This window comes from Parapedobacter deserti (assembly GCF_042646065.1).
GTDB lineage: Bacteria > Bacteroidota > Bacteroidia > Sphingobacteriales > Sphingobacteriaceae > Parapedobacter > Parapedobacter deserti.
This window is the reverse complement of sequence record NZ_JBHRTA010000004.1, coordinates 38,011-64,551: the sequence shown is the minus strand read 5'-3', so window position 1 is coordinate 64,551 and position 26,541 is coordinate 38,011. Positions and strand designations below refer to the sequence as shown.

Genomic DNA, 26,541 nt, shown 5'->3' with positions numbered 1-26,541 from the left:
ACGAATAGAGGATGATTGATTTTAAGAAACTTTTGCGGTTCTTCTTACGGTACCTGTGGCTGATCATCACATTTCCAATCGTTACCATTGGCTTTGTATATTTTCTGGTTAAAGACATGCCAGATAGCTATACCTCGCAATCTTTAATTGCAACCAATTCGTCGGAAATGACGAGGTTAGGGACTGCTCAACAGGTGCCGCGCCAATTATACTCCAATATGATTGGTATGGTGAAAATGAAAAAAGTGATGGATGCGGTAGGGTATAGACTCGCCCTGCATGACTTGGAAAGTGAAGGTCAGGCGTTCAGAGCTCCCAGCGAGAAGGTAGCAGCGCTTTCGCCAACTGAAAGGAGTAGAATTATCGACACCATGAGAAGCAGATTATCTGGGGGCATGGTCAATTGGGCTTCTGATGTGGACACCGCAATCACAGACGTTCTCGAGTCGATGGGTTATGGCCGTGATGCAATTGCAGACAACTTAAATGTCAACCGTTATGGCGAAAGTGAATTTATCGGAATTTCTTTTACGTCCGAAAACCCCGAACTCTCTGCCTATGTAGTTAATACCGTGGCAAATGAATTTATCCGGTATTATCATGGGGTGATCGCGAAAGTGGATGTTCAGGCCGTTAGCGTACTTGACTCCCTGTTACGGCAAAAAGAGCGGATAATGCAGGAAAAGAACGACCAGCTGCGCGATTATCGATCGAGTAGCGGGATCCTTAATTCCAGCAGCCATACAGGTATGGTCTACCAACAAATTATAAATCTGGAAACCAGCCGTACGCAAAAAATCGCCGAAATCGAATCTACACAAGGAGCAATAAGGGATATCACGGCTAGGTTAAATGACCCCTCCGAAGTCAGCATGCGAGCCAATATATCCGAACTGAACAACGAGGTCATCTTGTTGGACGGACAGTTGGAAGCTGCAAACAGAAGGTATATAGAAAATAACTTTGGCGCGGCTGAAAAGAGGCTTGTCGATTCATTGCAGCAGGAAAGGCGGAAATTAGTAGCCAGATCCGCTACTCAATCCTTGGAAAATCCGCAAGCCAACCGAACATTGTTGCAACAAAAGGTGGTTGAGTTACAGACCGTTTTGGCATCCCTCCGAAATAGCGTTCGGGCAATTGAATCCGAATTGGCGTTGGCCAGACAACGGTACAATGCGATGGTGCCGATGGATGCAGGATTAAAGAACCTGGAGCGCGACGCAGAATTGGCCACGAGCGAATACATGGAAATGCTCAATAGACATAATCAGGCTGGATTTCAGTCTAATGCCGGTTTACGGCTGAGTATTGTTGAGCTTGGCTTGCCAGGGTCTGCACTGCCCTCAAAGAAATTGGTATATATGGCATTGTCGGGTGTGGCTAGCGCATTTGCTTGCTTGGCTGTACTTACCCTGCTGTTTCTTCTCGACCGTAAAATCGTTGCTGTAGACCAGTTGAAATCTGCGACCGATGGCTCGGTGCTGGGTTGCTTAAATCAAGTAGCGATGAATGGCACAAGTGTTACGGGTATTTGGCGGGAGGCGGCGACCAATCCGCAGTTCGGCCTTTATCGGGATCTGCTGCGCTCATTGCGGTTCGATATCAATCGTAGTATGCTGAATGGGCATAACAAAATTTTGGGCATTACCAGTTTGAAATCGGGTGAGGGAAAAACTTTTTTATCAGCAAGCCTTGCCTATGCATTTGCGGTAACTGGTAAGCGCGTGCTGCTTATCGGGAATGATGTGAAGGGGGTATCAGATGACATGTCCGCCAATGGAAAAAATGAAAAAAAGAATAAGGAATTGCAGGAGTTTGAGACATTTCTGGTCAAGCGTGAAATCCAAGCGGAGGATCTGATTACGGTTTTGCATCGCAATAGCAAGAATTCGTCCCTGTTTGAACTCCAAGACACCAATTCACTTCAAATCGGATTTAACACATTGAAGGAAAAATTCGATCTGGTTATCATTGACATTGACAGCTTTGAGAACTTTAATCAGGCCAAGGAGTGGCTGATGTTTGCGGATAAATCCATTTGTGTATTTGAATCCGGCGGTATCATTGATGATCAGCAGGAAAATCTGATTGCGTATATTCAAAACCATCCGGGATTTATTGGTTGGGTGTTGAACAAGATCAGGGTTAAACCGGCACTAAGTCCCGCAAACTAAGTATTGACGTTTTCGCTGAACAAATCACTGGCTGGATAAAAGGAAAAAGTTCGATAAAGATGGAAAGATTGGTTAGTAACAAAATCTCTATTCCGATTGTGCTATTGGCATTGTCGCTGGGGATTGCATACTTAACCAGTGTGGGGGGTGAGTTGATTCCTGTGGCTGTTATTAGTGTTAGTGTAGGTGCTGTCTTCATAGCGCTGCTTTTTAGAAATCCAATATGGGGCCTTTATTTAACGTTATCATTTTCTTTCCTGATTATGTTGATAACAAGAGAAATCAGCCCACGAGTCCAGGTAGGGCTGGGAGTAGAAATACTGTTAATACTTACTTGGATCGTCGCATTTTTCAATAAAATAAAAGCGAATTGGAAAGCCGCTAATAGCGACGTTACGGCTTTGGTCATTTTGTGGTTTATTATTAGTGTCTTTGAGATCGTGAATCCGTCTGCCCCAAATGTGATGGGGTGGTTTTATGAAGTACGTACAACCGCGCTAAACCTATTGCTCATTATTCCGCTCACGATGATTCTGTTCAACAAAGAGCGACACTTAGATGTATTTTTAAAGATCATTATCGCCTTTTCGCTCGTGGCCGCACTCAACGGAATCAAGCAGTTAATGGGCGGAATGTTACCGGGTGAAATGGCTTTTTTGAAAGCAAACACTGGTACTCACTTCATTAACGGGAAACTCCGCGTCTTTTCATTTTTCACTGATGCAGGGCAATTTGGTGCCTCTCAGGCGCATGTCGCCTTGATCTGCTTCATTTTGTCAGCAGCTCCGATTACGTTATGGAAAAGGGCGGTATTGGTGGCTATCGGTGTCGTACTATGCTATGGAATGTTAATTTCGGGCACCCGGGGGGCGCTTTTCGTTTTCGCTGGTGTGCTAATTGGCCTATTTCTTACTAAGAAATTCAAATTACTGTTTTTGGGAGTGATGATGATGATTGGCTTAGTGGCGTTTTTGAAATTTACTACCATCGGGCAGGGAAATTATCATATTAGGCGACTGCGTACAGCCGTAAATCCAGAACAGGACGCGTCATATATTGTTCGCTTAAACTCGCAAGAACGGTTGCGTACGTATTTGGCCGCAAGACCATTCGGCGGTGGCTTAGGAACCATAGGCGGAAATGGGCAGGAATTCAATCCAAACGGGTTTTTAGCGACAGTTGAACCCGACAGCTATTGGGTCAAAGTCTGGGCGATGTATGGTATTGTCGGCCTCGTCATCTGGTTCGGTATCATGATGTACATCATGGGTAAATGCTGTGGGATCATCTGGAATATAAGAGATCCAGTACTGCGAATAAAACTGGTGGCACTGGTTTCGGGCACGATTGGTATCTTTATCGCTAGCTATGGTAATGAAGTTATTAACAGAACGCCTTCTTCAATTATCGTCTACATGTCTTGGGCTATTATCTTTGTAGCCTCAAAATGGGATAAACCTGACGTGCTAGAGGCCAAGGAAGAAAAGCGTCCCTCTGCAGTATATTTAAATTAACAACAGTTACTTACATGCCTTTTGAAATTTTCATCATTCCAGGAATCATTGCTTTTCTAATTGGAATCCGTAACGGTGCAAAGGTCAACCCCACATTGCCGAAAACTGAGAAAAAGTAGGGGCTGCACATGATTAATCAAAATATAGTCGTAGTCGGACAGCAGCCTTGGGATACAACGCTTGGAAGCAATTGTAAGGATATTGCCATGGAGTTTAGCAAGCGTAATAAAGTGCTTTACGTCAACTCGCCGCTCGATAGGTATTCGTCCATCTCGCTCAGGAAGACCCCGCCAGTACAAAAGCGTTTGCGGGTAATAAAAGGAACAGAGGACGGCTTTATAGAGGTAAAGAAAAACCTATGGACATTCTATCCCGGCTGTATTGTTGAGTCGATTAACTGGCTTGATAATATACCTATTTTCAATGCCGTCAATCGGTTCAACAATAGACGTTTTGCGAGTAGCATTAAGCGATGTCTGACACATCTGGGGTTTGACGATTTTATCCTTTTCAACGACAATGAAATTATCAAATGCCATTACTTGCAAGAGTACCTTAATCCGAGGGTTAGTGTTTACTATTCGAGAGACCTGATTATAGCGGCGCCTTACTGGCACAAGCATGGAAGTCGGCTGGAACCGCTGCTGATTAAAAAAAGCGACGTCTGCGTCGCCAATTCCATGTTCTTGATGAACTATTGCAAGCAATACAACGAAAACTCACACTATGTAGGGCAAGGGTTTAACGATCAATTGTTTGCCAATTTCGCGGGCGATACACCTGCCGAGATGAAGGGCATAAAAGGTCGTATCATCGGATATGTCGGCGTATTGCACAGCAGTCGATTGGATGTCGACGCCATGATTTATATTGCCAGAGAACGGCCCGAATGGACGCTTGTCCTGGTGGGGCCTGAAGACGAAGGGTTTAAGCGGAGTAGTCTGCATGATTTACCTAACGTATTATTTTTAGGGATGAAAGACGGCAGCGAATTACCAAGTTATATTCATGCGTTCGATGTTTGTCTGAATCCTCAAGTGTTAACGCCATTGACTGTCGGAAATTATCCACGAAAAATAGACGAGTATCTTGCGATGGGCAAACCCGTGGTGGCCTTGCAAACGCATGCCATGGAAATGTTTTCATCGGTCACGTATCTGGCGCAAAGCAACGAAGACTATGTTCACTTAATTGATTTGGCGCTTCGAGAAGACTGCGAGGGCCGGCAAAATCAGCGGAGAGCTTTCGTACGGGCTCACACCTGGGAAAAGTCGGTAGAAGCTATTTACGACGCAATTGAAGCATTGAAAAAATAACATGAATCCAGAGACGTTGTTACATTTTGTTTGGTACGGTATTCAGCTGGTTGTTGGTTTCAACCTGATTTGGCCCGTGCTGTTGTATGGCATATACTTCGTTAGCAGAAAAACGTTAAGCACGGGACAGGAAGCCGTAGGTCCGCGGGGCGATTACGCAGTCATTGTGACCGCATATGAACAGACGACCATGATCCCAGCGGTTGTTGATTCGTTGTTGCGACTCGATCACGATCAGTTTATCATCTATGTCGTAGCTGACAAGTGCGACGTGTCATCCCTCCGGTTTGATGACGACCGGGTGGTTTTACTTAAACCCGAGGAGGTGCTAGCGGGCAACGTAAAATCACACTTTTTTGCCATTGATCGATTCTTGCGGCCCCACGACCGCCTAACAATCATCGACAGCGACAACCTCGTCGAACCGACCTATCTGAAGGAACTCGATCGGTCTTTCAACTTGGGATATAACGCCGTACAAGGTGTCCGCAAGGCCAAAAACATGGACAGTATATTTGCTTGCTTAGATGCCGCCCGCGATTTATATTATCATTTTTACGATGGAAAGATACTGTTCGGTTGCGGATCATCTGCAACACTCGCTGGTTCAGGTATGGCGTTTACGGTCGATTTATATAAGGAATGCCTGCTCGGGAAAGCAGTAGAAGGGGCCGGTTTTGACAAAGTATTACAATATGAGATTGTCAAGCGAGGGGAGCGGATCTGTTTCAATGAGTGGGCAGTGGTCTTTGATCAGAAGACGAGTCACGCAGACCAACTGGTGGCCCAGCGATCGCGTTGGATAAACACCTGGTTCAAATACTTTACCTATGGTTTCAGCCTGGTCAAATCAGGCTTAGTGAAGGCAAGTAGGAACCGGTTTTTGTTTGGGACGGTATTGCTACGTCCTCCATTGTTTGTTTTTTTGATTTTGTCCGTCCTGTTTCTCGTCATAAATTGGATAATCGGTAGTGCGCTGACTAGTGTGTGGCTGGCTGGAATTGGCTTATTTGTCGCCGGTTTTTTCCTGTCACTGTATGCATCGGGCGCAGACCGCGGAATCTATCGAGCACTCATCAATATTCCCAGCTTCATGTTTTATCAGGTGTTGGCATTGATGAAATCCAAAAAAGCAAATGTAATTTCGGTGGCGACCAAACACACAGACTATAAACAAGAAAATGATCAATAGTTATCTGGTCCGGAAAGGAATTATTAAAAAAAAGCATATGAAAATTGCGATACATCATACCCCCGGCACGTTTTCGAATCGTTGGATCGAACACTGTGAACAACATGGCATAAATTACGGAATCGTAAACTGTCATGATAACCATATTGTCGATCAATTAAAGGACTATGATGCGTTGATGTGGCACTATTATCATGACAATTACAAAGACTCGCTGTTGGCTAAGCAGCTCCTTTATGCATTGGAGCAAGCGGATAAAGTGGTCTTCCCAAACTTTTATACCAACTGGCATTTCGACGATAAGGTCGGCCAGAAATATTTGCTCGAGCTCTTTGAAGCGCCGCTCGTTCCATCTTACGTTTTCTACGACAAGGCTGAGGCGAAGCGGTGGGCAAAGGACACTTCCTACCCGAAGGTTTTCAAGACACGGAGAGGAGCGGCGAGTGCAAATGTGCGACTCGTGAAGAACAATAGGGAATGCATGCGGCTGATTGATCGGGCTTTCGGGAAGGGGTTTGGACAGTTTGATCCCTCTCAGGCATTTGCAGACAGGGTAAGGCGTTTTTGGGAAACTAAAAATTTACTCGAATTGGTCAAAGGATTGGCCCGATTTGTAAGCCCGCCAGCATATGCGCGAAAGGCCGGCCGTGACAGAGACTATGTCTACTTTCAAGACTACATCCCAAACAATGATTTCGATATTCGGCTGATCGTAATTGGAGACCGTGCCTATGGTATGAAGCGGATGGTCCGTAGCGGGGATTTCAGGGCTTCTGGAAGTGGGCATTTCGTTTATGACGATATCGAAGCCGATGTATTGCGAGTCGGATTCGATGTTACCAAACGGCTTAAACTTCAATGTGCTGCTTATGACTTCATTTATCATGATGGAAGGCCGTTGATTATCGAGGTGAGTTTTGGATTTGGTATCAAAGGGTCCAGTAAGTGCACGGGGTATTGGGATTCGGAATTGAAATGGCATAGTGGAGAGTTCAACCCACAGGGATGGATGGTTGATGCCGTGCTCGAAGAAGTTATTCGGTCTAAGGAAACAAGGACGATTGTCGAATGAAATGTTAATCGATAGAAAAAAGGCGATTGCCTACATGGTATTTCTCGTTGCGGGACTGGTTGTTTTCATATCTATAAAGTGGTTTCTGCGTGTGCGCGGTGTCAACTTGACGGCCTTGACCGAAAAAAGGCAGCTGATTGCCGAACTTTCAGAAACCATCATTCCTCGTACCGACACAGCCGGCGCTAAAGACGCACATGTGGCCGATTTTATTATTGCTATGGTCACATACGGACTTTCGAAACCGGAACAATGGACGTTTCTGATAGGGTTGGAGGACGTCGATAGATTCTGTGTTAGTCGTCTTGGGCAAAATTTTATTTCGTGTTCCGCTATACAGCGTACTGAAGTTCTTCGTTTTTTCGAAGAAAGCGAATGGACAAGCTTTAGGGTGGCTCAAAAAATCAGGAATAAGTTGTTTGGGCGTTCTTTTTTCAACTTGCTTAAATGGCTGACCGCTATTGGCTATTGTTCTTCGGAGGTGGGCGCTACAGAGGCGCTGATTTACGACTACCTACCGGACGTTTACAAAGGCTGTATCCAGCTGGAAGCTGGACAAAGCGCATGGGCAATTAAATAATTTACGTTAATTATTGTGGTAGAAGCGAGAAAAGTTTATAGGCGGTGGTTTGATACGGATCATCTCACAGGAAATCTAAAGAAGAGGTCAGTAAAGGGCGGGGTCAATACTGTGTTTGCACAGCTTTTCTCTTTTGGGACCCATATGATTTCTACGGCTGTCATGGCTCGCCTTGTCAGCCCGGAAGGCTTCGGTGTGGTGGCGATGGTTACAGCAATCACTGGGTTTGTGGTGATTTTCAAGGATTTGGGGTTTTCTTCTGCAGTTATACAAAATAAGTTTGTCACCCAAAAGCAGATCAGCACCTTGTTTTGGCTGAACATTATGTTTAGTTTCGTAATATCTTTAATCATACTCGCGCTAGCGCCGGTCATGGTGTCATTTTACGGAGAACCTCGATTGTTTAATATCACATTGGCATTTGCGTTCAGTATTTTTTTTGGCGGTTTTTCATTACAACATAACGCCTTGATGAAAAGGCAGATGAGATTTAAACAATTGTCAAGTGTTAGGATGCTGAATGCTGCCGCGAGTGTCCTGATTGGTGTCGTTTTAGCATGGATGGGATTTGACTATTGGGCCATTGTCGGTGCGACAATAGCGCAAACGGCGTTGAACGTGATACAGCTCTGGACTGTTTGCAATTGGCGGCCAAATTTAGTGTTTGATGTAGCCCGTGTTCGTCATTTGGTAAGATTCGGGGCTGGCGTAACCGGGTTTGACTTGGTAAATTATTTTTCAAGAAATGCGGACAATGTGCTCATAGGCCGTTTCATCGGCGCTACTGCATTAGGGTTATATAGCAAGTCATATCAACTATTGATGCTTCCCATCACCCAATTAAGGGGCCCATTGACTACCGTGGCCTTACCGGCGTTAAGTACGTTACAACGAGACCCCAAGAAATACGCTGAATTTTATAGGCGTTATGTTTTCATCCTTGCTTTTTTTTCCATGCCCTTGGTAGCATACTTGGCAGTATTTTCGGAAGAGGTCATTTTGTTGGTTTTAGGCGAAGCATGGATTGATGTGGCCTATATCTTCGAATTACTGGCCTTTGCTTCGTTCATACAACCTGTTGCTGGTTCAACGGGACTGGTAATGATTACGACAGGGCAGACAAAGCGATATTTTATATGGGGGGTGATTAGTGCGATTGTCACGGTGCTGGGATATCTGGTTGGCATCAATTGGGGCATAACGGGCATCGCAGTTTCCTACATCGTCGTCAACTATACGTTGTTGTTTCCGGCGTTACATTGGAGTCTTAAGGGGTCGCCAGTCTCCATCTCCATGTTTTTAGCAGAAATTCAATACCCACTTCTGTTTTCAATTATCAGTGCGGCAGCCTGCTGGTCAACTAAGAATTTCTTCGGAAATTGGCCGGACTTATTATTGGTAGCCGTCGGTTGTAGTATTGGTTCCCTCGTCTATCTATCGCTTTGGTTTGTTTCAAAACATACTCAAAATAAGTTTAAAGGGGTAATGGAAATCAAAAGTCTCATATTAAATAAATAACGATTGCACAACAAAATGGAGCGATTTATCATAAACTGTTCGTCAAATAGAAATAGCCAAGCAATTTGCCGGTTTAGCGGGCTCCGCTTAGCGTACTTTGCATAAAAAAATATGGATAAGCTGGATTTTGTTTTCGTTAGTTTACAACGCATAAACACCGATAGGGATTCTACGTCAACCGCTATTGCGAAAGAACTGGCCAAAACGCATCGTGTGTTATATGTTAATCCACCGATTGACAGAAAGACATTATGGTTTGGCAGTGATGATCCATATATTAGCGATCACATAAATTTACTTCGAAGTAAACAAACGCCGGATAACTTGGAGAAGGCCGATGACAATCTTTGGGTTCTCACACCGCTGAATATCATTGAGTCGATAAACTGGATTCCACACACGAGTGTTTTTAAGCTGCTGAATAGACGGAATAATTCCGTCTTCGGGACCGAAATCCAAACTGCATTGAATAAAATTGGTTTCGAAAGATTTATCCTTATAAACGACAAGGATATATTCAGAAGTTTCTATTTAAAAGAAATCCTTCGGCCCCGTTTAAGTGTTTATCTGGACAGGGATTATATCGTGGGCATGGATTATTGGAAACGGCACGGAACCAAGTTGGAACCGGACCTTTATGCAAAATCAGATCTGGTGTTGTGTAACTCTCCGGGATTTACACAACAGGCGATGAGGTACAACCCGAATAGTTTCTATATTGGAAATGGATGTGATATCACACTTTTTGATCCTGCGCGCCACTACGATGTTCCGGAAGAAATAGCAACGTTAAGGGATCGTCCTATTGTTGGTTACGTAGGTGCCTTGCTGGATATTAGGTTAGACATTCCGCTGCTTGTGTATTTGGCGGAATCAAGGCCTGCATGGAACCTTTTATTAATAGGCCCCGAGGACGAGGCTTTTGCAAACAGCACGCTACACACACTGCCCAACGTAATTTTCCTCGGCAAAATAGAAAATAGCTTGGCACCGGCATACATCCGCTATTTCGATGTATGCATCAACCCACAGATTAGGAACACGATCACCGAAGAAAATTTCCCATTAAAAATCAACGAGTACCTGGCCATGGGAAAGCCTACAGTCGCAACTAAAACGAATGTAATGGAGCAGGTTTTTAGTTCAGTAGTGTCACTGGCGTCGTCGCAAGAGGAGTTTTTGCACTGTATCGAGACTTGTTTGGAGAGCGATACACAAGCGGCTTCGCAAGCTCGGATAAACTGCGCACGGTCGTTCAGTTGGGATAAAATAGCACAGAATGTTGTCGAGATTATCACTCAGCACTTGAAGTAACAGCTACAAGTGTTTGAGTCACTACGAATCCCCTCAAATATGCGTTTAAACACCTACATAAACACAATGCAAACTTACGATGCGATCGTTATAGGATCGGGGATAAGCGGTGGCTGGGCTGCCAAAGAATTAACCGAAAAAGGGATGAAAACGCTGTTGCTAGAGCGCGGAAAAGACGTAAAGCATGGCGACTACCCGACGGCTATGTTGCACCCGTGGGATTTTAGCCTTCGTTTAGCTAACCCGACATCGGATTACTATGAAAATCCCATACAAAGCATGGGGTATGATCAGAGCAACAAGATGTTTTATGTAAATGACAGTGACCATCCTTACATTCAAAATAAACCATTTAATTGGTATAGAGGGTATCAAGTAGGTGGACGCTCGCTTACTTGGGGGAGACAATGTTACCGCCTGAGCGATCTTGATTTTGAGGCCAATATCAAAGAAGGTATTGCTGTCGACTGGCCCATTCGTTATCATGACATAAAGCCATGGTATGATTACGTGGAGTCATATGTAGGGGTAAGCGGCAGGAAGGATAATATATCACATTTGCCGGATGGGCCTTATTTGTCTCCTATGGAATTAAATTGTATAGAGCAGCATTTAGAGAAAAGCGTCAAGCAGACCTACGGCCGGACGCTCACTGTAGCGCGCGTCGCAAACCTGACAAGTGGATGGAAGGGAAGGGGGCCATGTCGCTATCGGAACCTATGCTCACGCGGCTGTCCATATGGTGGGTATTTCAGTAGTAACAGTGCTACCATTCCGCAAGCGCTGCACACCGGTAAATTGACCTTGCGGCCTTTTTCGATTGTAACGGAAATTTTATATGATAACGCCACTGCGAAGGCGAAGGGCGTACGGATCATCGATGCAATTACCCACGAAGTAATGGAATTTTATGCTCGAATCATATTTCTCAATGCATCAACTATACCTACTGCAGCCATCTTGCTCAACTCGAAGTCACCTAGGTTTCCAAACGGCTTGGGTAATGACAGCGACCAGGTGGGCCGTAACCTCATGGATCACCATTCATCTGCTGGCGCGTCAGGTATGTACGAAGGCTTCAAAAGCCAGTATTACAAAGGTAGACGTCCCTGTGGCTTCTTAATACCCCGGTTTCGAAATCTGGTCGATGAAAAAAGCCGGAGCCCTGACTTTTTACGAGGCTACCAAGTTCAAGGGGTTGGGCGTAGAGACGGTTGGCAGGAGAAAATGTTGTACCTGCCAGGCTTTGGCGAGGAATTTAAAAACAATTTGACGTCACCCGGGCCGTGGACCGTCTGGATGGGGGGATGGGGAGAATGTTTGCCGTACCAAGACAATCGAATAACATTAGATCGTTCCCAAAAAGACCGGTGGGGTTTGCCTTTAGTGAACGTCGATTTTTCTTTTAGGGAGAACGAAAGAGCGATGCAGCAAGATATCCAACGGAGCTGTCATGAGATGTTGGAAAGTGCAGGATTTAAAAATATTGAAGTTTTCAATTATAATAGGCCAGGCGGGAGTACAGTACATGAGATGGGAACAGCCCGCATGGGACGCGACCCTCGAGCCTCCGTAGTGAACCGTTTCAACCAGCTGCATGATGTGAAGAATGTATTCATAACAGACGGAAGCTGTATGACTTCATCTGCTTGTCAAAACCCTTCGTTAACCTACATGGCTCTGACTGCCCGAGCTTGCGACTATGCCTATAATCAAATGAAGAAAGGATTGTTGTAGCGTTGATCTACTCGGCCAAAACTTCGCAATAATACTTTTCCAATTTCCCGCCGAGGATTTTGGAGTCGAAGTTGTGGACTACGAAATCTCGGGCAGCTTCGCCCATTTTTTTTCTAAGGTCAGTGTTATGCACCAAAAGTTCTATTTTATCCGCAAAAGCCTCTTCGTCCCGCTCCGGTACAACAAAACCATTAACCCCGTTTTCTACACCGTACTTCATTCCTCCGGCATCTGATACAATGACGGGAAGACACATAGCCTGGGCTTCTTGAATAACCAGCCCCTGGGTTTCAGCTCTTCCATCATCATCTACAATACCCGGCAACAAAAATAAATCAGATTCGTCCATGATTCGTATAATCTGTTCTTGAGTCTTGAAGCCGGAAAAAATAATATGGTTTTCTAAGTTGTATTGAATTACTAACCTTTGAAGGTTTCCCAACTCTTTACCATTACCTACAATATGGAATCTAAGGCTTTTTATCTGCCTGTTATTGATTAAAATATGGGCAATTTTAATAAGTATAGCGCATCCCTTGAGTGGAATTAACCGGCCGCAAAAAAGAACATTGGTGAATTCAGCAATCGTTTTTGCCTTAGAAGGCTTGTAATATTGTGTATCTAAACCTACGGGCAAAAGCTTGATGCGACGATAGTGCGGATTGATATTTAAAATCAGCGATTTTCCGAAGTCGTTGTTTACAGTAATTAATGTGTTGTTAGCAAAGAGCTCCTTGTAGCGTTTGCGATTCAAAGCTAATTCGTTCGGCATCATATCGTAACCATGAAACGTTGTTATTAGCTTGCTCTTTTCGAAAAACCCAAGGTATTTTCCCTTGAAAAAAAAATCGCTCATAAAACCAAAATGGGCGTGAACGATGTCGAAATCTGCTCCTAAACGATTGAATGCAAGTAGTTTGTAAAATACCTTCAGCTTTAAAGCGTCAATTTTAAATCTGAAAATATTGAGCGCTCTAATGTGGTTACGACTTGGATTTCGTATACAGGTCTTGATAAAACATGCAAGCCGCTTTAACGCTGAATCGGGTATGTCCACGTAGGTCGTTTTAGCAAGCAAGTCGTACTGGATGACCTTTGGATGTGGAGGGTGTTTCAGCTTACCCCAAGATAGGATCGCGATGTCATAGCCCCGGTCCAGTAAATAAACCATTTGATTCACGATAAATGTTTCAGATATTCTTGGGAAATCCGGTATCAAGAATAAAATCCTTGGCTTTTTATTCATTATATTTAATAGGAAGGTGTTGTTCCGAAAAACATTCGAATGAGTAAATCGGAAGTTAATCTGGTGATAAATTGAGCGTTATAACGAGATGATTTTTTTTACAACCTTATAAAAGAATGTGTTTTTTATCGGACGGGCTGCCTTGTCAACGTGGTACCTCCGTAGTGCCCCTTTGCTGAACCTATATTCAAGCCCTTCTTCAATCGTATACATACACGGGTTGCAAATACCACACGGTTTGTTGCTTTTAGGAAGATGACAAAACCACGTTTTATTCATAATATCAATGTAGTTCATTTCTTCGGCCCACCTCTTCATTGCTAACTTATTAGCATCCAGTATAGGGAAGCGATAATGTCCAAAAACCTTGATTAGACTTTCAGTTGAAACATCTTGATCTAGCACGTAATAATCGCCGATTAACTCGTCCTGCTTTTTTATCAAGCTACCGTGTTTTTTTATTATTGACGATGCCTTATCGTCTTCGTGAATAGTCAATTCTAAATTTTTAATTGTTACCGCAAACCTTGCTAACCAATCATATTGGCTACCAAAGAAGTTAGTTTTTAATATTTCATTGTACGCATCTGTGATTTCCGGATTTTTAACGATATCCTCTATCTTTATGGAGATCAGTTCGGAAATAACGCACTTTGTTTCTGGGTGCTGGCGAATGTCCTTTGTGATAATATCGATAGCCCTTAATTCGAAGTCTTTGGACTTTCTCGTGCTTTCGAGAAGGTAATATGGCTGAATCGAAACTGGTTTATTTGCTAACTGCAGAATTCGGTATGTCGAATCCCATCCACCAGTCCAAAGAAGATGAATCTTTTCCATAATTATTTTATTATGTGGCGCGTTTCTAACTATTTCGAGGTCCTCCAAAGATTCTCCCAACCCAAATCCGAGAAACAAGGACCTTGGGTTGCTTCAGAGAATTTGATTCCGTTGTGATTTCCATTCCACTCCATAATTTTAACGTCATCGTTTTCATCAACAATCATATCCCAGCCAATACATCGGGCAAGCGGCATTGATTTATGAAGGGCTACAGCAGTTGAAATACACTTAGCAAAATTCGGTATTTGTTTTTTTGCAAACAGGGTGCCTGTATCTGGATGCCTGTCTGTCAGGTTCCAATTTGGCATAAAACCTTGATCATGCAATGCTCCCGTTTCCAAATTAACCGGAATCAATATACGGGACTCAGAGTTAATATGTGTGTCTTTACTGCGTCCTAACCGGAGAAAACAGGCTCTTGCAGTGCAACTGCCATAATCATCTATAGCTGTGGTAATACGTATTGTGGCGACTGAGTTGGGCATAAACGCTTTGAAAAAAGCATGCTGCTTAATATATTCTTGAATAACGCCATCGCCAAGCGTCTTTATCTTATTGACATCAAAGTTTGATTCATCAAAGATCGAGATCCCGAAACCTCGGCCTGAGTTGTCTTTTTTAAATACAACCTTATTTGAATCCCTGAAAACATATTCTTTGATTTTTTCTGGCGGAAAGGCGCAATAATCAGTTGTAAAAAAGAGCCCGTTGGTATAATATAGAAGGTCTGGAAAAATGTTCTCATTAAATAGTTTGTTTGTTAACGATTTAAGGTCGCCAATTTTGCCATATTGTCCCTTTAATGCAGGAACCACAATTTTGCCGTAGTAATTGTCGGGTATCCACCCTTCTTTAAAGGACCCGGCTATTGCACTGTATACGTAGAGCCAAGGCGCATATCCTCTCCATCCCAAGATATCGCCTGCATATTCATTTGAGAGCTTTATAAATCTTGCATCGGTTTTCCCTTTAATTGATTCAATACTTTTTAACGTCTCAATGGCAGAATTATTAAGTGATTTGTGATATTCATACGTTAAATACTTCTGGACCAAATTCTTTATGGCTTTTCTTTTCATCGTTCATAACGTTAATAGGCATTCTAATTTTGGCTTTCAAATCTTGCCTTTGAAAGCGAGTCAAACCAGGTTCACGCGAGCATTCTGGGGCGCTTTTGGATGGTGTTTTACCGTTTTAGCATGATACAATCTTACGTTTCGTTAGCTATTTAAAAGATCAGTAGTTCTCCGAAGTTTTGGTGTCATGTTCCGGTAAAGGTCTGAACAGTGAAAAAAGGCGTTTGATCTCTTTGCGGATTCTATTAAATAATACCTTGGCGAAACTTCCTTCGGATTGCAGCGTCCGTGGCGCTGTCCAAACGCGTGAGCGGTTAGCTTTCATTTGTTTGATTTTTCCAAACTTCATCAGGTCAAAGCACATTCTGCCGTCCTCGCCACGTATATTGTGATCCACAAAGCCAATAGCGCGCCCATTCGCAGCAATATACCCCATGCTCATACCGTATGCATTAAGGTATGGCCGTTTGAAGTGCCTCAATTCGGCAACCATATCCTTCATTTTCTCGAGTAAATACAATTTCCAGCGCGGATATTTCTCGTCGGGTAAAAAGGAATATCGACCGTAAGCGCATACGACTTTCGGCTTCTTTAACACGCCGATCATATCATCTACCCAAGTAGGCGGATATAAACAATCGGCATCTGCCAGAAGAATGTATTTTCCACGCGATTGTTGCTGACCCAATTCTCTCGCAGGTCCCGGCCCTTGAATCGGTTGAAGGAAAGTTCCTACGTCAAGTCGCTTTAGCGTTAGGTCCGTATGATCTGTAGAATTATTGTTAATAACAATAATCTCAAGTGGTAGCACAGTTTCCATACGGGAAAGACTATCAATGCAGTTCAAGATGTTGACTTCTTCATTCCATGCGGCTATGACAACAGAAACCAAAGGTGCGTCACTTTGCAGCCTTTTGAGCCGGCCATTTATTTGTGCAAAGACCTCGCCGGGAATTTCCCGATAGCTTCCGAATTTATGATTACAGGCGTTAACCCAGTTTGGAATACGTAATGCGCTCATTTAGAATATTAAAGTGTATATAAAACATTTGCCCATGTTAAGGCTGATAGGGCTTATACCGAACATTTACATTCTCGAAATTGATCCGTAGATCAATTAACCTGTCAATTTCGGTATTGGAAACAAAAATGTTTTTCTCGGCTTTTGCTTTGAATATTTTTCTGTTTTCCTGGTCATAATAGTCCCAATCTTTTCCGTTATCTCCTAAATTTTTTATTTTTTCATCCCGAGAATTGCTGATATAATTCAGAAAGTTGTCAATCTGCACTTTTTTGTACGTCAGTCCGCTTCGTACCGCACGCTCTCTCAATTCATAATCCTGGAAACCGGTAGGGTAGAAGTCCTCGGAATATCCGCCTAGTTTTAGAAAGTTTTTCCGGCTTAGCGCAATCCGTCCCACGGTTCCCCACAACGGATCTCGTTTAAATTGTACGATACAGTTTTCGCCGATTGTATTAAATAGGTAGTTCAGGTAGAAGGCAAAGTCTTTTCCGGTGAAATTGTCACCATCTACGTTGCATACGACATCTCCGGTAGAGAAGTAGTGCGCTAGATTCTTTGCCTTAGACGCATGAAATGTTTTGGGTTCCGTCGTGTGAATATAACGCAAAACGCCTTTGTCGATATAGGACTTAAAATTTTCGCGAATAAAACTATCCAAATTATCTGTTGAGTTATAGTTTACTAAGCAAATCTCCAAATTGGGGTAGTCGATATTATCAAGGATATTTTGCAATAAGGTCTTTTCTAACTGGTACAGCCTGTTCATACAAGTAATACACAGCGATATTTTGTAATAAGTTAAGTCCGGAGCATAAATTGCCTCCGGGAGCTTTTCGATTTTCAACCTTCTTAATTTACTATCTCGTATTTCACGTAGGCGCTTTTCCCAGCTGAGTGGAATGACTCGTGATAGCAATAAACTGAATGTCGACATTAACGTTTAATTTTTAGTTCAAAACAAAGACCGCATCCGATACATAAGATAAATATACTTTAACGAGATATTTACCGATCGGATGGCCAAAAATAAGATTAAGGTATTGAAGTTGGCTGCAAACTCATAAACAATACTTTTTCTTGTCGTCAAAATTCTACAATTGCATCGATATTGATGACAGTCCGGTGATTGCTCATTAGTTGCGGTACTGGTAAGTGACTTAATCAATTAGCGATCTTTGCTTTTTCCAAAGCGTTTCCCAATGCAAATCTGAGAAACAAGGACCCTGGGTTGCTTCTGAGAATTTTATGCCATTATGATTTCCATTCCATTCCATAATTTTGACATCATTGTTTTCGTCGACAATCATATCCCATCCGATACATCGTGCTTGGGGCATCAATTTATGGAGCTCTAATGCGGTTGAAAGACATTTGGTGAAATTCGGGATCGATTTGTTTTCGAATAAAATTCCGGTATCAGGATGTCGGTCTGTCGTAGTCCACTTTGGCGTAAATCCATGTTCATATAAATTTCCTGTCCTTAAGTTAATTGGAATCATGATATGGGAATCAGACTTAACATGGGTATCTGCATTGCGCCCAATTCTTAGATAGCAGGCTCTGACAACAGAATTACCACCATCATCTATTGTGGTAGTGAAGCGCATCGTCGCTACCGAGTTTGGCATAAGTTCGTTAAAAAAGGCATGCTGCCTAATGTAATCTTGGATAACACCATTACCTAACATTTTTACTTTATTGACGTCAAAGCTTGATTTTTCAAAAAATGAAATCCCGCGGCCCTGCGCTGAATTATCTGATTTAAAGACAATCCGATTTGACTTTTTAAAAACGATTTCCTTGATCTTTTCTGGTGGAATAACCTCGTAGTCTGTTGAAAAAAACAATCCGTTTGCATAGTAAACAAGATCAGGGAAAACGTCCCGTTTAAATATTTTGTTGTTAAATGATTTGAGGTTTGCAACCCTTCCATAATCACCTTTCAATGTAGGAACCACTATTCTACCGTAATAGTTGTCTGGTATCCACCCTTCCTTGAAAGAGCCAGACACGGCGCTATACACGCTGAGCCAAGGGGCGTACCCTTTCCAGCCGAAAACATCGTTCGCGTATTCATTTGACAGTTTAATCAACTTTGGATCGGTCTTCCCCTTTATTGATTCGATGTTTCTTAATATTTTACCGGCAGTGCCATTGAGCATGGTGTGATATTCATACGACCAATATCTCTTGACCAATTTCTTTGCAATTTGTCTGATCATAAGTGTTATGGGTTTACTATTTGGTATTATTTACGTGCAGAAAAGTATTCGACTTTTACAGTTGGTTTTTAAATCACTAGCTTGTTTTACAGATTTTTAATGTTTTAGAGCATCTTCAGTCGCTTATATAGATACGTTGCCAGAATCGCACAATCGGTCAGCTAACTTGACAGACCACCCCCAAGCATGTATATATAAAAGTAGGTGTATGTTGACTAAATCAAAGGAAGAACGGCGCGAATATTTTGTTTTGTAGTTGAAACACTACAATCGCCTATACGACCGGGATGTTAGCGTTCGACCGCACCGATGGATGGTGAACTTGTATTCCGCTGTGTGCCATAGAAATCGAACGTCAAAAAGTTGGGTGCCCCGTTCTTGTACGCTTCCGATTTTGTCGATAGTTTGAAGTTCGTTTCGTTAACAATACCTGCGGCACTCGCCGTAGCAAAATAGCGGTTATTGGTTTCGTTGAGCTTGCCATCTTCGATGGACATGTAGCTCACGATATGGCTTTTAGGATGTGGCGATGGTAAATCGAACGCCAGATTGTTAAATACCTCCAGTTTCCCTCCGAACAAGCGGTACGCGTCAACTACTACACCATACCAATCTTTTGATGTATTAAGCTTGCTGCAGGTATTATGAAAAATTTTAGCATTCGCAAAGGTGGTTTTATTGGGAATAAGGTAGCGCTCGAACGATTGGGTCTCGAAAGCGGAGTACTTACGTGAATTGACGACAATGTTGTTGAAGATCTGAATCTCTTTGGGTGTTGATCCCATGCTGACCGCCCAGGCCCTGATCGCATTTCCTTGGTGATTTGAAATATGGTTGTTGTAGAATTTGCCGTTACCTACAAGGTGAAACATCGCATTATGATTGTTATTCTCCATGTTGATGTTTGAGAGCACATTGTCATGGATGTCATAATCTTCCACCAGCCCGACATGTACTACATTTCTGGGGTTTGGGCAGTTGGAAATCTCAACGAACGAGATTTCCAGTCCCCTGATCAGTCCCTTGATATCTGTCCCACTGATTCCCCCGGGAAAATTGACAAATGCCCCGCATCTTTCAACTTTCAGGTGACTAAACGTGAGCTTCTTGGAATACGTCGCTGCACTACCATCGTATAATTTCTGCCGGTTGTAGGAGATGACGTAGTCGCGGATGTCCCGAAACTCCGCATATTGAAAAGTGAAGTCATTGATATCGCCGCTAAGTTCCACAGCGCGATAGTCATTGTCTCGAAACAAGAAACCCTTGTCATAATTCCGATGGCCATCGCCGGAAATGACCACATTAGACACGTTGTTGATCGTCAATGCGGCACGATAGCCTGCTAGTTCGACTAATCCGTCGTTTGTTATACGTACAGGGCAACCATCAATGCCCTTCAGGTTCCTTATACTAATCAGGCTATACTTGCCCGCTGCGATTGCAATGGTCGTTTTGCAATCAAACGCCTGTTTTTCACCGTCAATGGTCAATCTGCCTTTGTCGTCAGCCGCTAGTACTATCCGTTGCTGCGATGGCGGCGGTGAATCGTTCTTGCCATCATTACCGCTATCGGTGGAATCACCTTTGCCCGCGTCGGAAGGTATTGGGGAAGGAATTAGCAAGCTTTTATCACAAGACGCACAAATAGCGAAGACGATGGCTATTAGAAAAACCATCCTGACTGTCAGTACCATAATTTCATTTCATAGGGTGATGTAGGGCCCTGTTGTAGTAATTCGACTACAAAAGAAATAAAATTTTCGGTATATTTAAATTTTTTTAAACTTTTTACTTTGTAGAATTGTTTATTGCCTTTTGGACTGCATTTGCTAGGTCTTCGACCTTTTCGGGTGTAAACATGTCGAAATGCGAACCTTGTATGCCGACCACGGTTAGGTTTTCACCTAAAAACGGACTCCATCCGTTTGTTTTGGCCGACTCGTCCAGCTTACCAACCTGCATTCGAAAGCTTTTAAACAAATACGTATTCATGTCAATAGCTGCTGGTCGGTATTTCCTTCCAGCAAGGACGTGGATCAGCTGCGCCTTACTTTTCCAGTAATCTGCCGGGAACATCCGCCGGTAAGCGCGCTTGCTGACCTGTGCAAGTGTAAGTTGCAAGATTTTGTCAAAGGCAAGGAATGAGAGGAACAGAAAGGACTGGATGTAGCCGTATTGCGCAAACGCTTCTTTAAAGACGGCTCGCCAAAACCGTATTGTTCCTGCCATACCATTATCATCGGGTACCGTGGCAAACGTGTCCAATAGGCCGAGGAAGATCACCTCCTTCCCGTGCTGCCGGAGTTGCTTCACCATTTCGAATGCAATGACGCCGCCTGAAGAATATCCGGCAAGCGCAAACGGGCCATTGGGTTCGTGGGTCAGCATCTCGCACACGTAATGGGCGGCAATGCGTTCCACCGTGTGTGCAGCTTGCGATTTGCCGCTGAGGCCCATGCCCTGAATGCCGTATAGCGGTTGTTCACGGTCTAGGTAAGGCAACAGGTTCCTGACGTATAAAACGTCTAATAGCGCACCGTGCACGACAAACAACGGCGGTTTGTTGCCTGAAGCCCGGATCGGAATAACACAATCCCACCTAAGCGGATCGATGCCTTGATCGATTACAGCTGCCATTTTCTCGATTGTCGTATGCTCGAATAACGAAGCCAACGGAAGCCGTACACCGAAATGCCGGTCCACTTTAGCTACGATCCGGACCGCAATCAATGAATGCCCCCCCAGCTCGAAAAAATCATCAGTTATGCCGATCTCCTGGTCGGTCATGAGGCATTCGGACCAAATTTCCGCTAATTTGAGTTGTGTAGGCGTCGTGGCGGCGACGAATTCCCTAACTTCGTCCTTCCCGACCCCACTGTCATGCATCAACAAGGCTTTTTTATCTGCTTTTCCATTTGCATTTAGCGGGATTTTATCTATAATCACCCAGTGCCGCGGTATCATATAAGTGGGTAGTACCTTTCGCAACCGTTCAATGGCGCTCTCCCTGTTAAAGGGTCGGTCCGTATGGGGCACCACATAGGCAACAAGCAGCTTTTCTTGGTGGGTGTCGCGGTTTGCGGCAGCAACGGCACACTGCGTGACTTCATCCAGTTTACTTATAGCGCTCTCAATTTCGGCGAGCTCAATCCGGTTTCCGCGGATCTTAACCTGATCATCTTTTCGCCCGAGATACTCGATATTCCCGTCTGAAAGCCAGCGGACAATGTCGCCAGTTTTATAGCGCTTACCGACGGTCGCACCGCCGTGTCCTATGTCGATGAAAGCTCGGTCCGTGAGTTCCGGCTCACCCACATACCCGCTGGACAGACCAATGCCCCCGATATACAACTCGCCCGGAACACCTATCGGGCAATGAGTCTGGTTTTCGTTGAGCACATATATCGATGCATTGGAGTATGGTTTACCTATCGGAATGGTATGTCCGTATTCACTTGCGGGGTCGACGATGTGGAGCAATTTTCCGATCGTCGTTTCTGTCGGCCCGTACTCATTGATGATCGCACAGGTGCCTCCCGCTTGGTATACTGCCGTCACCAACGAGGTTTGGAGCCCTTCGCCCCCCAGCATTAGGATTTCTTTGGGTATAATCCGAACCCCCGTGCTGACGAGGTAGTTCCAATGGGAAGGGACAATTTTAAGAAAGTCGATCGTGTGTTGGCTGAAATACCTGCTGATATAATCCGGGTCGTTAAACCGCTCCTTGCCAAATAGGTGCAAGGTGCCACCCGTTACCAGCGCACCGAATAATACCGTATTGCCGAGATCCGTGTATATCGGGGAACCGAGCGCAAATCCGTTACATCTCGCAAACTGGGGCACATGGTTTAACAGTCCGAAGTGATAGTCGACGAGGGATTGATGATTGATGGTCACGCCTTTGGGGTTGCCTGTCGATCCGGAGGTGTAGATAACGTAAGCAGGAGATCCAGGGTCTGGTTTTACCGTCGGCTTTTGCCATCGTTCTTGCCAGACAAGGCAATCGGGCGCATCGACCACCAGAATGTTCCCAATCGTTACTAACGGCATAATAGTCGTCGCATCTCGGTCCAGGACGGCTACTTTAGCGCCGGTCTTTTCTACGATGTGGGATACCCGCTCATGCGGCAATTCGGGATCCAAGGGAACATATGCTGCTCCGGTCTTCCAGATGCCTAAGAAAGCGGCAACCATTTCCATAGACGGCTTCACGCATAGGATCACGAACTCACCCCTTGATACCCCCATCGTGATGAGCCTGTTGGCGATTTGATTAGATTTACGATTGAGTTCGCGATAGGTCATCGATTTGCCCTCGAACTGGACGGCGGTTAGCTTCGGTGTGCGTTTGGTCTGCCAGTAAAAATGGTCCACCAGGGTGGTATCGTTAGGATATTCGCAAACGTAGTTTTCGAATTGTGGGAATGGGTGGGGGATAGGCAGGCTATGGCCTATTTCAACATCGGGGATCTGAGTGACCGTTTCCAGCAGCAGTTTGAATTCATTGATCATGCGCTCGATGGTGTCACCGGCAAACAGCCGGGTATTGTAAGCCCAGAACGCGTCTATCACTTCATTACTCCTGTCGAGGTTGATGCTAAGGAAGATTTCGAACGTTTGGCTGGCACACGGGTTCGGGCGGATGTTGAGCTCAAGCCCTTCGAATTCGGCTGTTGGTCCGCCGTCTGCTTGTATGGTAAGGACAAATGGTACTAATGGTATATGAGCCTTGTCTCGCTTGATACGAAGCTCCCGGAGCAGTTCGCTGAATGTGAGCCGTTGATTTTCGTAGGCCAAATATAAGCCTTCCCTGCGCACGGACAGGTAGTTGAGAAACGATTGCCGTGGGTCGATTGTGGTTCTCACCGGGATAAGATTTACACTGTGGCCAACCATTTGCTCATATCCGCTGAGGTACTGGCCAGCGGTCGTGAGCCCAAGTGTGATATCACGCTGCCCCGTTCGGTGATATAGGAAAACCTCCACCAAAGCGGTAATCGCAGCGGCTATACTTATCCCGGCTTTTGCTGCTAAGGCACTAAGCCGCCCGTATATATTGTCGCCAAGTGTATTGCGTTTAAAATTAGCGTCATACGTGCGTGTAGCCGGACGTTTAAAGTCGAGCGGAAGGTTTAACGGCTCAACCGTCTTATGCTGGGCCAGCCAAAATTCCAACATCTTCCGGTGCTCGGAAGACTTCGAAAAAGCTTGTTGGTGGGCGGCGTATGCCTGAAGCTGCTGAGCCGGAGGAAGCCGGGGCACGCTGCCATTACTATGCGCGTTGTAAAGTGCGGCAAGGTCACGGACGACCACCCGCATAGCTGTTGCATCACAGATGATGTGATGGGCGATAAGGGTTAAACGGGTGTGCGTGTTATCAAACTGATGCAGGAATACCCGGAATAAAGGGGCGGCCGTGAGATCGAATTCCTGTCGCATTTCAGAATGGATGAACCGGTTGAATACCGCTTGCTTTTCCTGAGGGGAGCTGCCAACCGCAAAATGTTTAACCACCAGAATAGCGGTCGGCATATCTGAAATCACCAGCGATTCCTCGTCGCCAACACAGACGCGCAATGCCACATGGCGAGCAACCAAATCGGATACTGCGTTATGCATTGCCGGCACATCCATTTTTCCTGTCAGTTCCAGCGTAACCGATTGATTATAGGCTAAATTTGCCTGTCTGCCGCCAAGTTGGCAAGATAGCCATATTTCCTGCTGTTGGTCGATCATCGGAATGCAGAGCCCCGGCTCATCAGCCGTTGCGGACATCGGCATTTTCTGGTCTGCTGTAGGATAGCGGTCGACAAGCGGCTGAGCAGTATCTGTATTTAGCAGCACGGCGAAATCGCGCAGTTTAGGGTTCCTCAACAGCGCAGTGATGGATACATGCTTGCCTGTCTGGCGCCTGATTGCTGTCAAGACTTGCATGGCTGACAATGAATGCCCTCCCAGTTCAAAAAAATCGTCGTCCAGCCCCACACGCTGAACCCGCAAAACCTGAGTCCATACATCGGCCGCTAGACGTTGAGTGGCGGTATAGGTATCGGCATCGTCTGGCATCATGCCATTTTCATCGGCGTAGGGCGCTGGCAGCGCATTGCGGTCTATTTTGTTGTTGGCCGTTAGGGGGAATCTCTCCAGTGCTATCCACGCATTGGGAATCATATGGTTGGGCAAAGACATAGCGAGTTGGTTTCGCCACTCTTTTATTGTGCTTTTTGTCACCTCATATACCCCAGCTTCTGTATTCTCAGATTTTGTTAAAATGACATACGCTACCAACACCTGGATGCCGGATAAATCATCCCGTACAGTCACGACGGCGCTTTCGATACCTGTTAACCGCGATACGTGATATTCTATCTCTCCGGGTTCAATGCGATATCCCCTGATTTTTAGCTGTTCATCGGTCCTGCCGATATACTCAAGGGTATCATTTGAAAGTACCCTGACCAGATCTCCCGTCCGGTAGCGCCGCTCTCCGTCAGAATAGATAAAACGATCGGCCGTCAGTTCCGGCAGGTTCAGGTAGCCTGGGCTCAACTGGTCCCCCCCGATTAGCAGTTCCCCGATGTCCCCGACGTTGGCGGGGGCGCCGTTTTCTGTTAATACCCGCTGGGTAATTCCCGGAAGTGGTTTGCCGATAGGTACACTTCCCGCCGGGGCGTCGTTCTTCTGATAGCGATACTCGTGGGTAGATATCGTCGATTCAGTAGGCCCGTATTTATTGATGAATTCTACATATGCACACCAGGCGTCCGCTAACTCACGGGCACAGCGCTCACCTGCAGCTATTATCCTTTTCAGGTTGCTGTATTTTCGTACGGGGATGAACTTGAGGAACGATGGCGTGGCATGAATATGGGTAATTTCCATATCGTCAATAAATGCAGCCATCGATTCGTTATCCATTAAAACGTCTTGCGACGGAATGACCAACGTCGCTCCGTTGGTCAGGGCAAGGAAAATCTGTTCTACGGATGCGTCAAAGCTGTAGTTTGAAAACTGTAACACCCGTTCTAAGTGATTGATCTGTAGGAACTCAGATTGTTTTTGTATATAGTTTGAAAGTGCCCCGTGCTCAATTGTGACGCCTTTGGGCGTGCCGGTGGTGCCTGAGGTGTAGATGAGGTACGCGAGGTCCTCCTTCACAGGCTTCTCTGACTCCTTGCTTAATTCTGCCGTTTGGTTGATGAGTTCGCTGACCGTAAAAGCTGTTCCCTGGGGCAAGAAATCGGCTATCTTTTCGCTGTGGGGGCCTTCCGTCAGCACATGGCTAATTGTTGCATCAGACACCATGTGCTTGATCCGATTGGCTGGGTAGTTGACATCGATAGGGACATAGATCCCACCCGCTTTTAGCACTCCGAGGATGGCAGCAATCGTTTCTATGGATTTTTCCAGAAATAGCGCAACAAATGTTCCTTTGCGCACGCCAGCGTTGACCAGGTGGATCGCGAGGTTATTGGACGCTTCATCCAGTTTCTTATAGGTAAACGATTTGTTTTCAAAGACAACGGCAATTCCATCCGGGGCCTGTTTTGCTCGGACTTCAAACAGGTCCAAGACGGTTTTGCCATTGCGAGACGAGGCTGAAGAACCTTGCACTTCCGCTGATTGTTGAGGCAAGTCGTTTTTGTTCAAGGTAACCGGGCCGGGCATATCGTCTCCGGTTATCTTTTGGTTTTTGGTTGCGCTATCCATTAT

The 26,541-nt window shown here is 44.9% G+C and carries 17 protein-coding genes; 9 read left to right on the top strand and 8 right to left on the bottom strand.

Going from position 1 to position 26,541, the window contains the following annotated elements; all coding sequences use genetic code 11:
* Positions 1–11 precede the first annotated feature (11 nt).
* The 9 genes from ACFOET_RS00985 to ACFOET_RS00945 all read left to right on the top strand — a co-directional run bounded on the left by ACFOET_RS00985 (position 12) and on the right by ACFOET_RS00945 (position 12,417).
* The gene (locus ACFOET_RS00985; protein WP_379018639.1) at positions 12–2,174 is read left to right on the top strand and encodes a GumC family protein; all 2,163 of its coding nucleotides are present in this window, start codon (positions 12–14) and stop codon (positions 2,172–2,174) included.
* A gap of 59 nt (positions 2,175–2,233) precedes the next feature.
* Entirely contained in the window at positions 2,234–3,688 is a 1,455-nt protein-coding gene (locus ACFOET_RS00980) for an O-antigen ligase family protein (protein WP_379018637.1), read from the top strand.
* Positions 3,689–3,816: 128 nt separating this feature from the next.
* A complete protein-coding gene (locus tag ACFOET_RS00975) occupies positions 3,817–5,004 on the top strand; it encodes a glycosyltransferase (RefSeq protein ID WP_379018635.1) in 1,188 nt (395 codons plus the stop codon).
* Position 5,005: 1 nt separating this feature from the next.
* A complete protein-coding gene (locus ACFOET_RS00970) occupies positions 5,006–6,196 on the top strand; it encodes a glycosyltransferase (protein WP_379018633.1) in 1,191 nt (396 codons plus the stop codon).
* Positions 6,197–6,233: 37 nt separating this feature from the next.
* Entirely contained in the window at positions 6,234–7,268 is a 1,035-nt protein-coding gene (locus ACFOET_RS00965) for an ATP-grasp domain-containing protein (protein ID WP_379018630.1), read from the top strand.
* Position 7,269: 1 nt separating this feature from the next.
* Entirely contained in the window at positions 7,270–7,848 is a 579-nt protein-coding gene (locus tag ACFOET_RS00960; protein ID WP_379018628.1) for a gluconate 2-dehydrogenase subunit 3 family protein, read from the top strand.
* Between the two features lie 15 nt (positions 7,849–7,863).
* The gene (locus ACFOET_RS00955; RefSeq protein ID WP_379018626.1) at positions 7,864–9,366 is read left to right on the top strand and encodes a lipopolysaccharide biosynthesis protein; all 1,503 of its coding nucleotides are present in this window, start codon (positions 7,864–7,866) and stop codon (positions 9,364–9,366) included.
* A 111-nt stretch (positions 9,367–9,477) separates the two neighbouring features.
* Entirely contained in the window at positions 9,478–10,680 is a 1,203-nt protein-coding gene (locus ACFOET_RS00950) for a glycosyltransferase (RefSeq protein ID WP_379018624.1), read from the top strand.
* Between the two features lie 66 nt (positions 10,681–10,746).
* A complete protein-coding gene (locus tag ACFOET_RS00945) occupies positions 10,747–12,417 on the top strand; it encodes a GMC oxidoreductase (RefSeq protein WP_379018622.1) in 1,671 nt (556 codons plus the stop codon).
* 7 nt (positions 12,418–12,424) lie between these two features.
* Here the strand turns inward: ACFOET_RS00945 and ACFOET_RS00940 are convergent, their stop codons facing one another.
* The 8 genes from ACFOET_RS00940 to ACFOET_RS00905 all read right to left on the bottom strand — a co-directional run bounded on the left by ACFOET_RS00940 (position 12,425) and on the right by ACFOET_RS00905 (position 26,538).
* Entirely contained in the window at positions 12,425–13,663 is a 1,239-nt protein-coding gene (locus tag ACFOET_RS00940) for a glycosyltransferase (protein ID WP_379018620.1), read from the bottom strand.
* Between the two features lie 78 nt (positions 13,664–13,741).
* Complete coding sequence (locus ACFOET_RS00935; RefSeq protein WP_379018617.1) at positions 13,742–14,500, bottom strand: hypothetical protein; 759 nt, start codon at positions 14,498–14,500, stop codon at positions 13,742–13,744.
* A gap of 29 nt (positions 14,501–14,529) precedes the next feature.
* Entirely contained in the window at positions 14,530–15,582 is a 1,053-nt protein-coding gene (locus ACFOET_RS00930; protein ID WP_379018615.1) for a sugar-transfer associated ATP-grasp domain-containing protein, read from the bottom strand.
* Between the two features lie 157 nt (positions 15,583–15,739).
* Positions 15,740–16,600, bottom strand: a complete 861-nt coding sequence (locus ACFOET_RS00925) for a glycosyltransferase family 2 protein (protein ID WP_379018613.1) — start codon at positions 16,598–16,600, stop codon at positions 15,740–15,742.
* Between the two features lie 37 nt (positions 16,601–16,637).
* A complete protein-coding gene (locus ACFOET_RS00920) occupies positions 16,638–17,537 on the bottom strand; it encodes a glycosyltransferase family A protein (RefSeq protein ID WP_379018611.1) in 900 nt (299 codons plus the stop codon).
* Between the two features lie 223 nt (positions 17,538–17,760).
* Positions 17,761–18,825 (bottom strand): sugar-transfer associated ATP-grasp domain-containing protein, encoded by a 1,065-nt coding sequence (locus ACFOET_RS00915; protein ID WP_379018609.1) that lies wholly within the window; start codon positions 18,823–18,825, stop codon positions 17,761–17,763.
* Between the two features lie 290 nt (positions 18,826–19,115).
* Positions 19,116–20,450, bottom strand: a complete 1,335-nt coding sequence (locus tag ACFOET_RS00910) for a hypothetical protein (protein ID WP_379018607.1) — start codon at positions 20,448–20,450, stop codon at positions 19,116–19,118.
* Between the two features lie 166 nt (positions 20,451–20,616).
* Positions 20,617–26,538, bottom strand: a complete 5,922-nt coding sequence (locus ACFOET_RS00905) for an amino acid adenylation domain-containing protein (RefSeq protein WP_379018605.1) — start codon at positions 26,536–26,538, stop codon at positions 20,617–20,619.
* Positions 26,539–26,541: the final 3 nt, after the last annotated feature.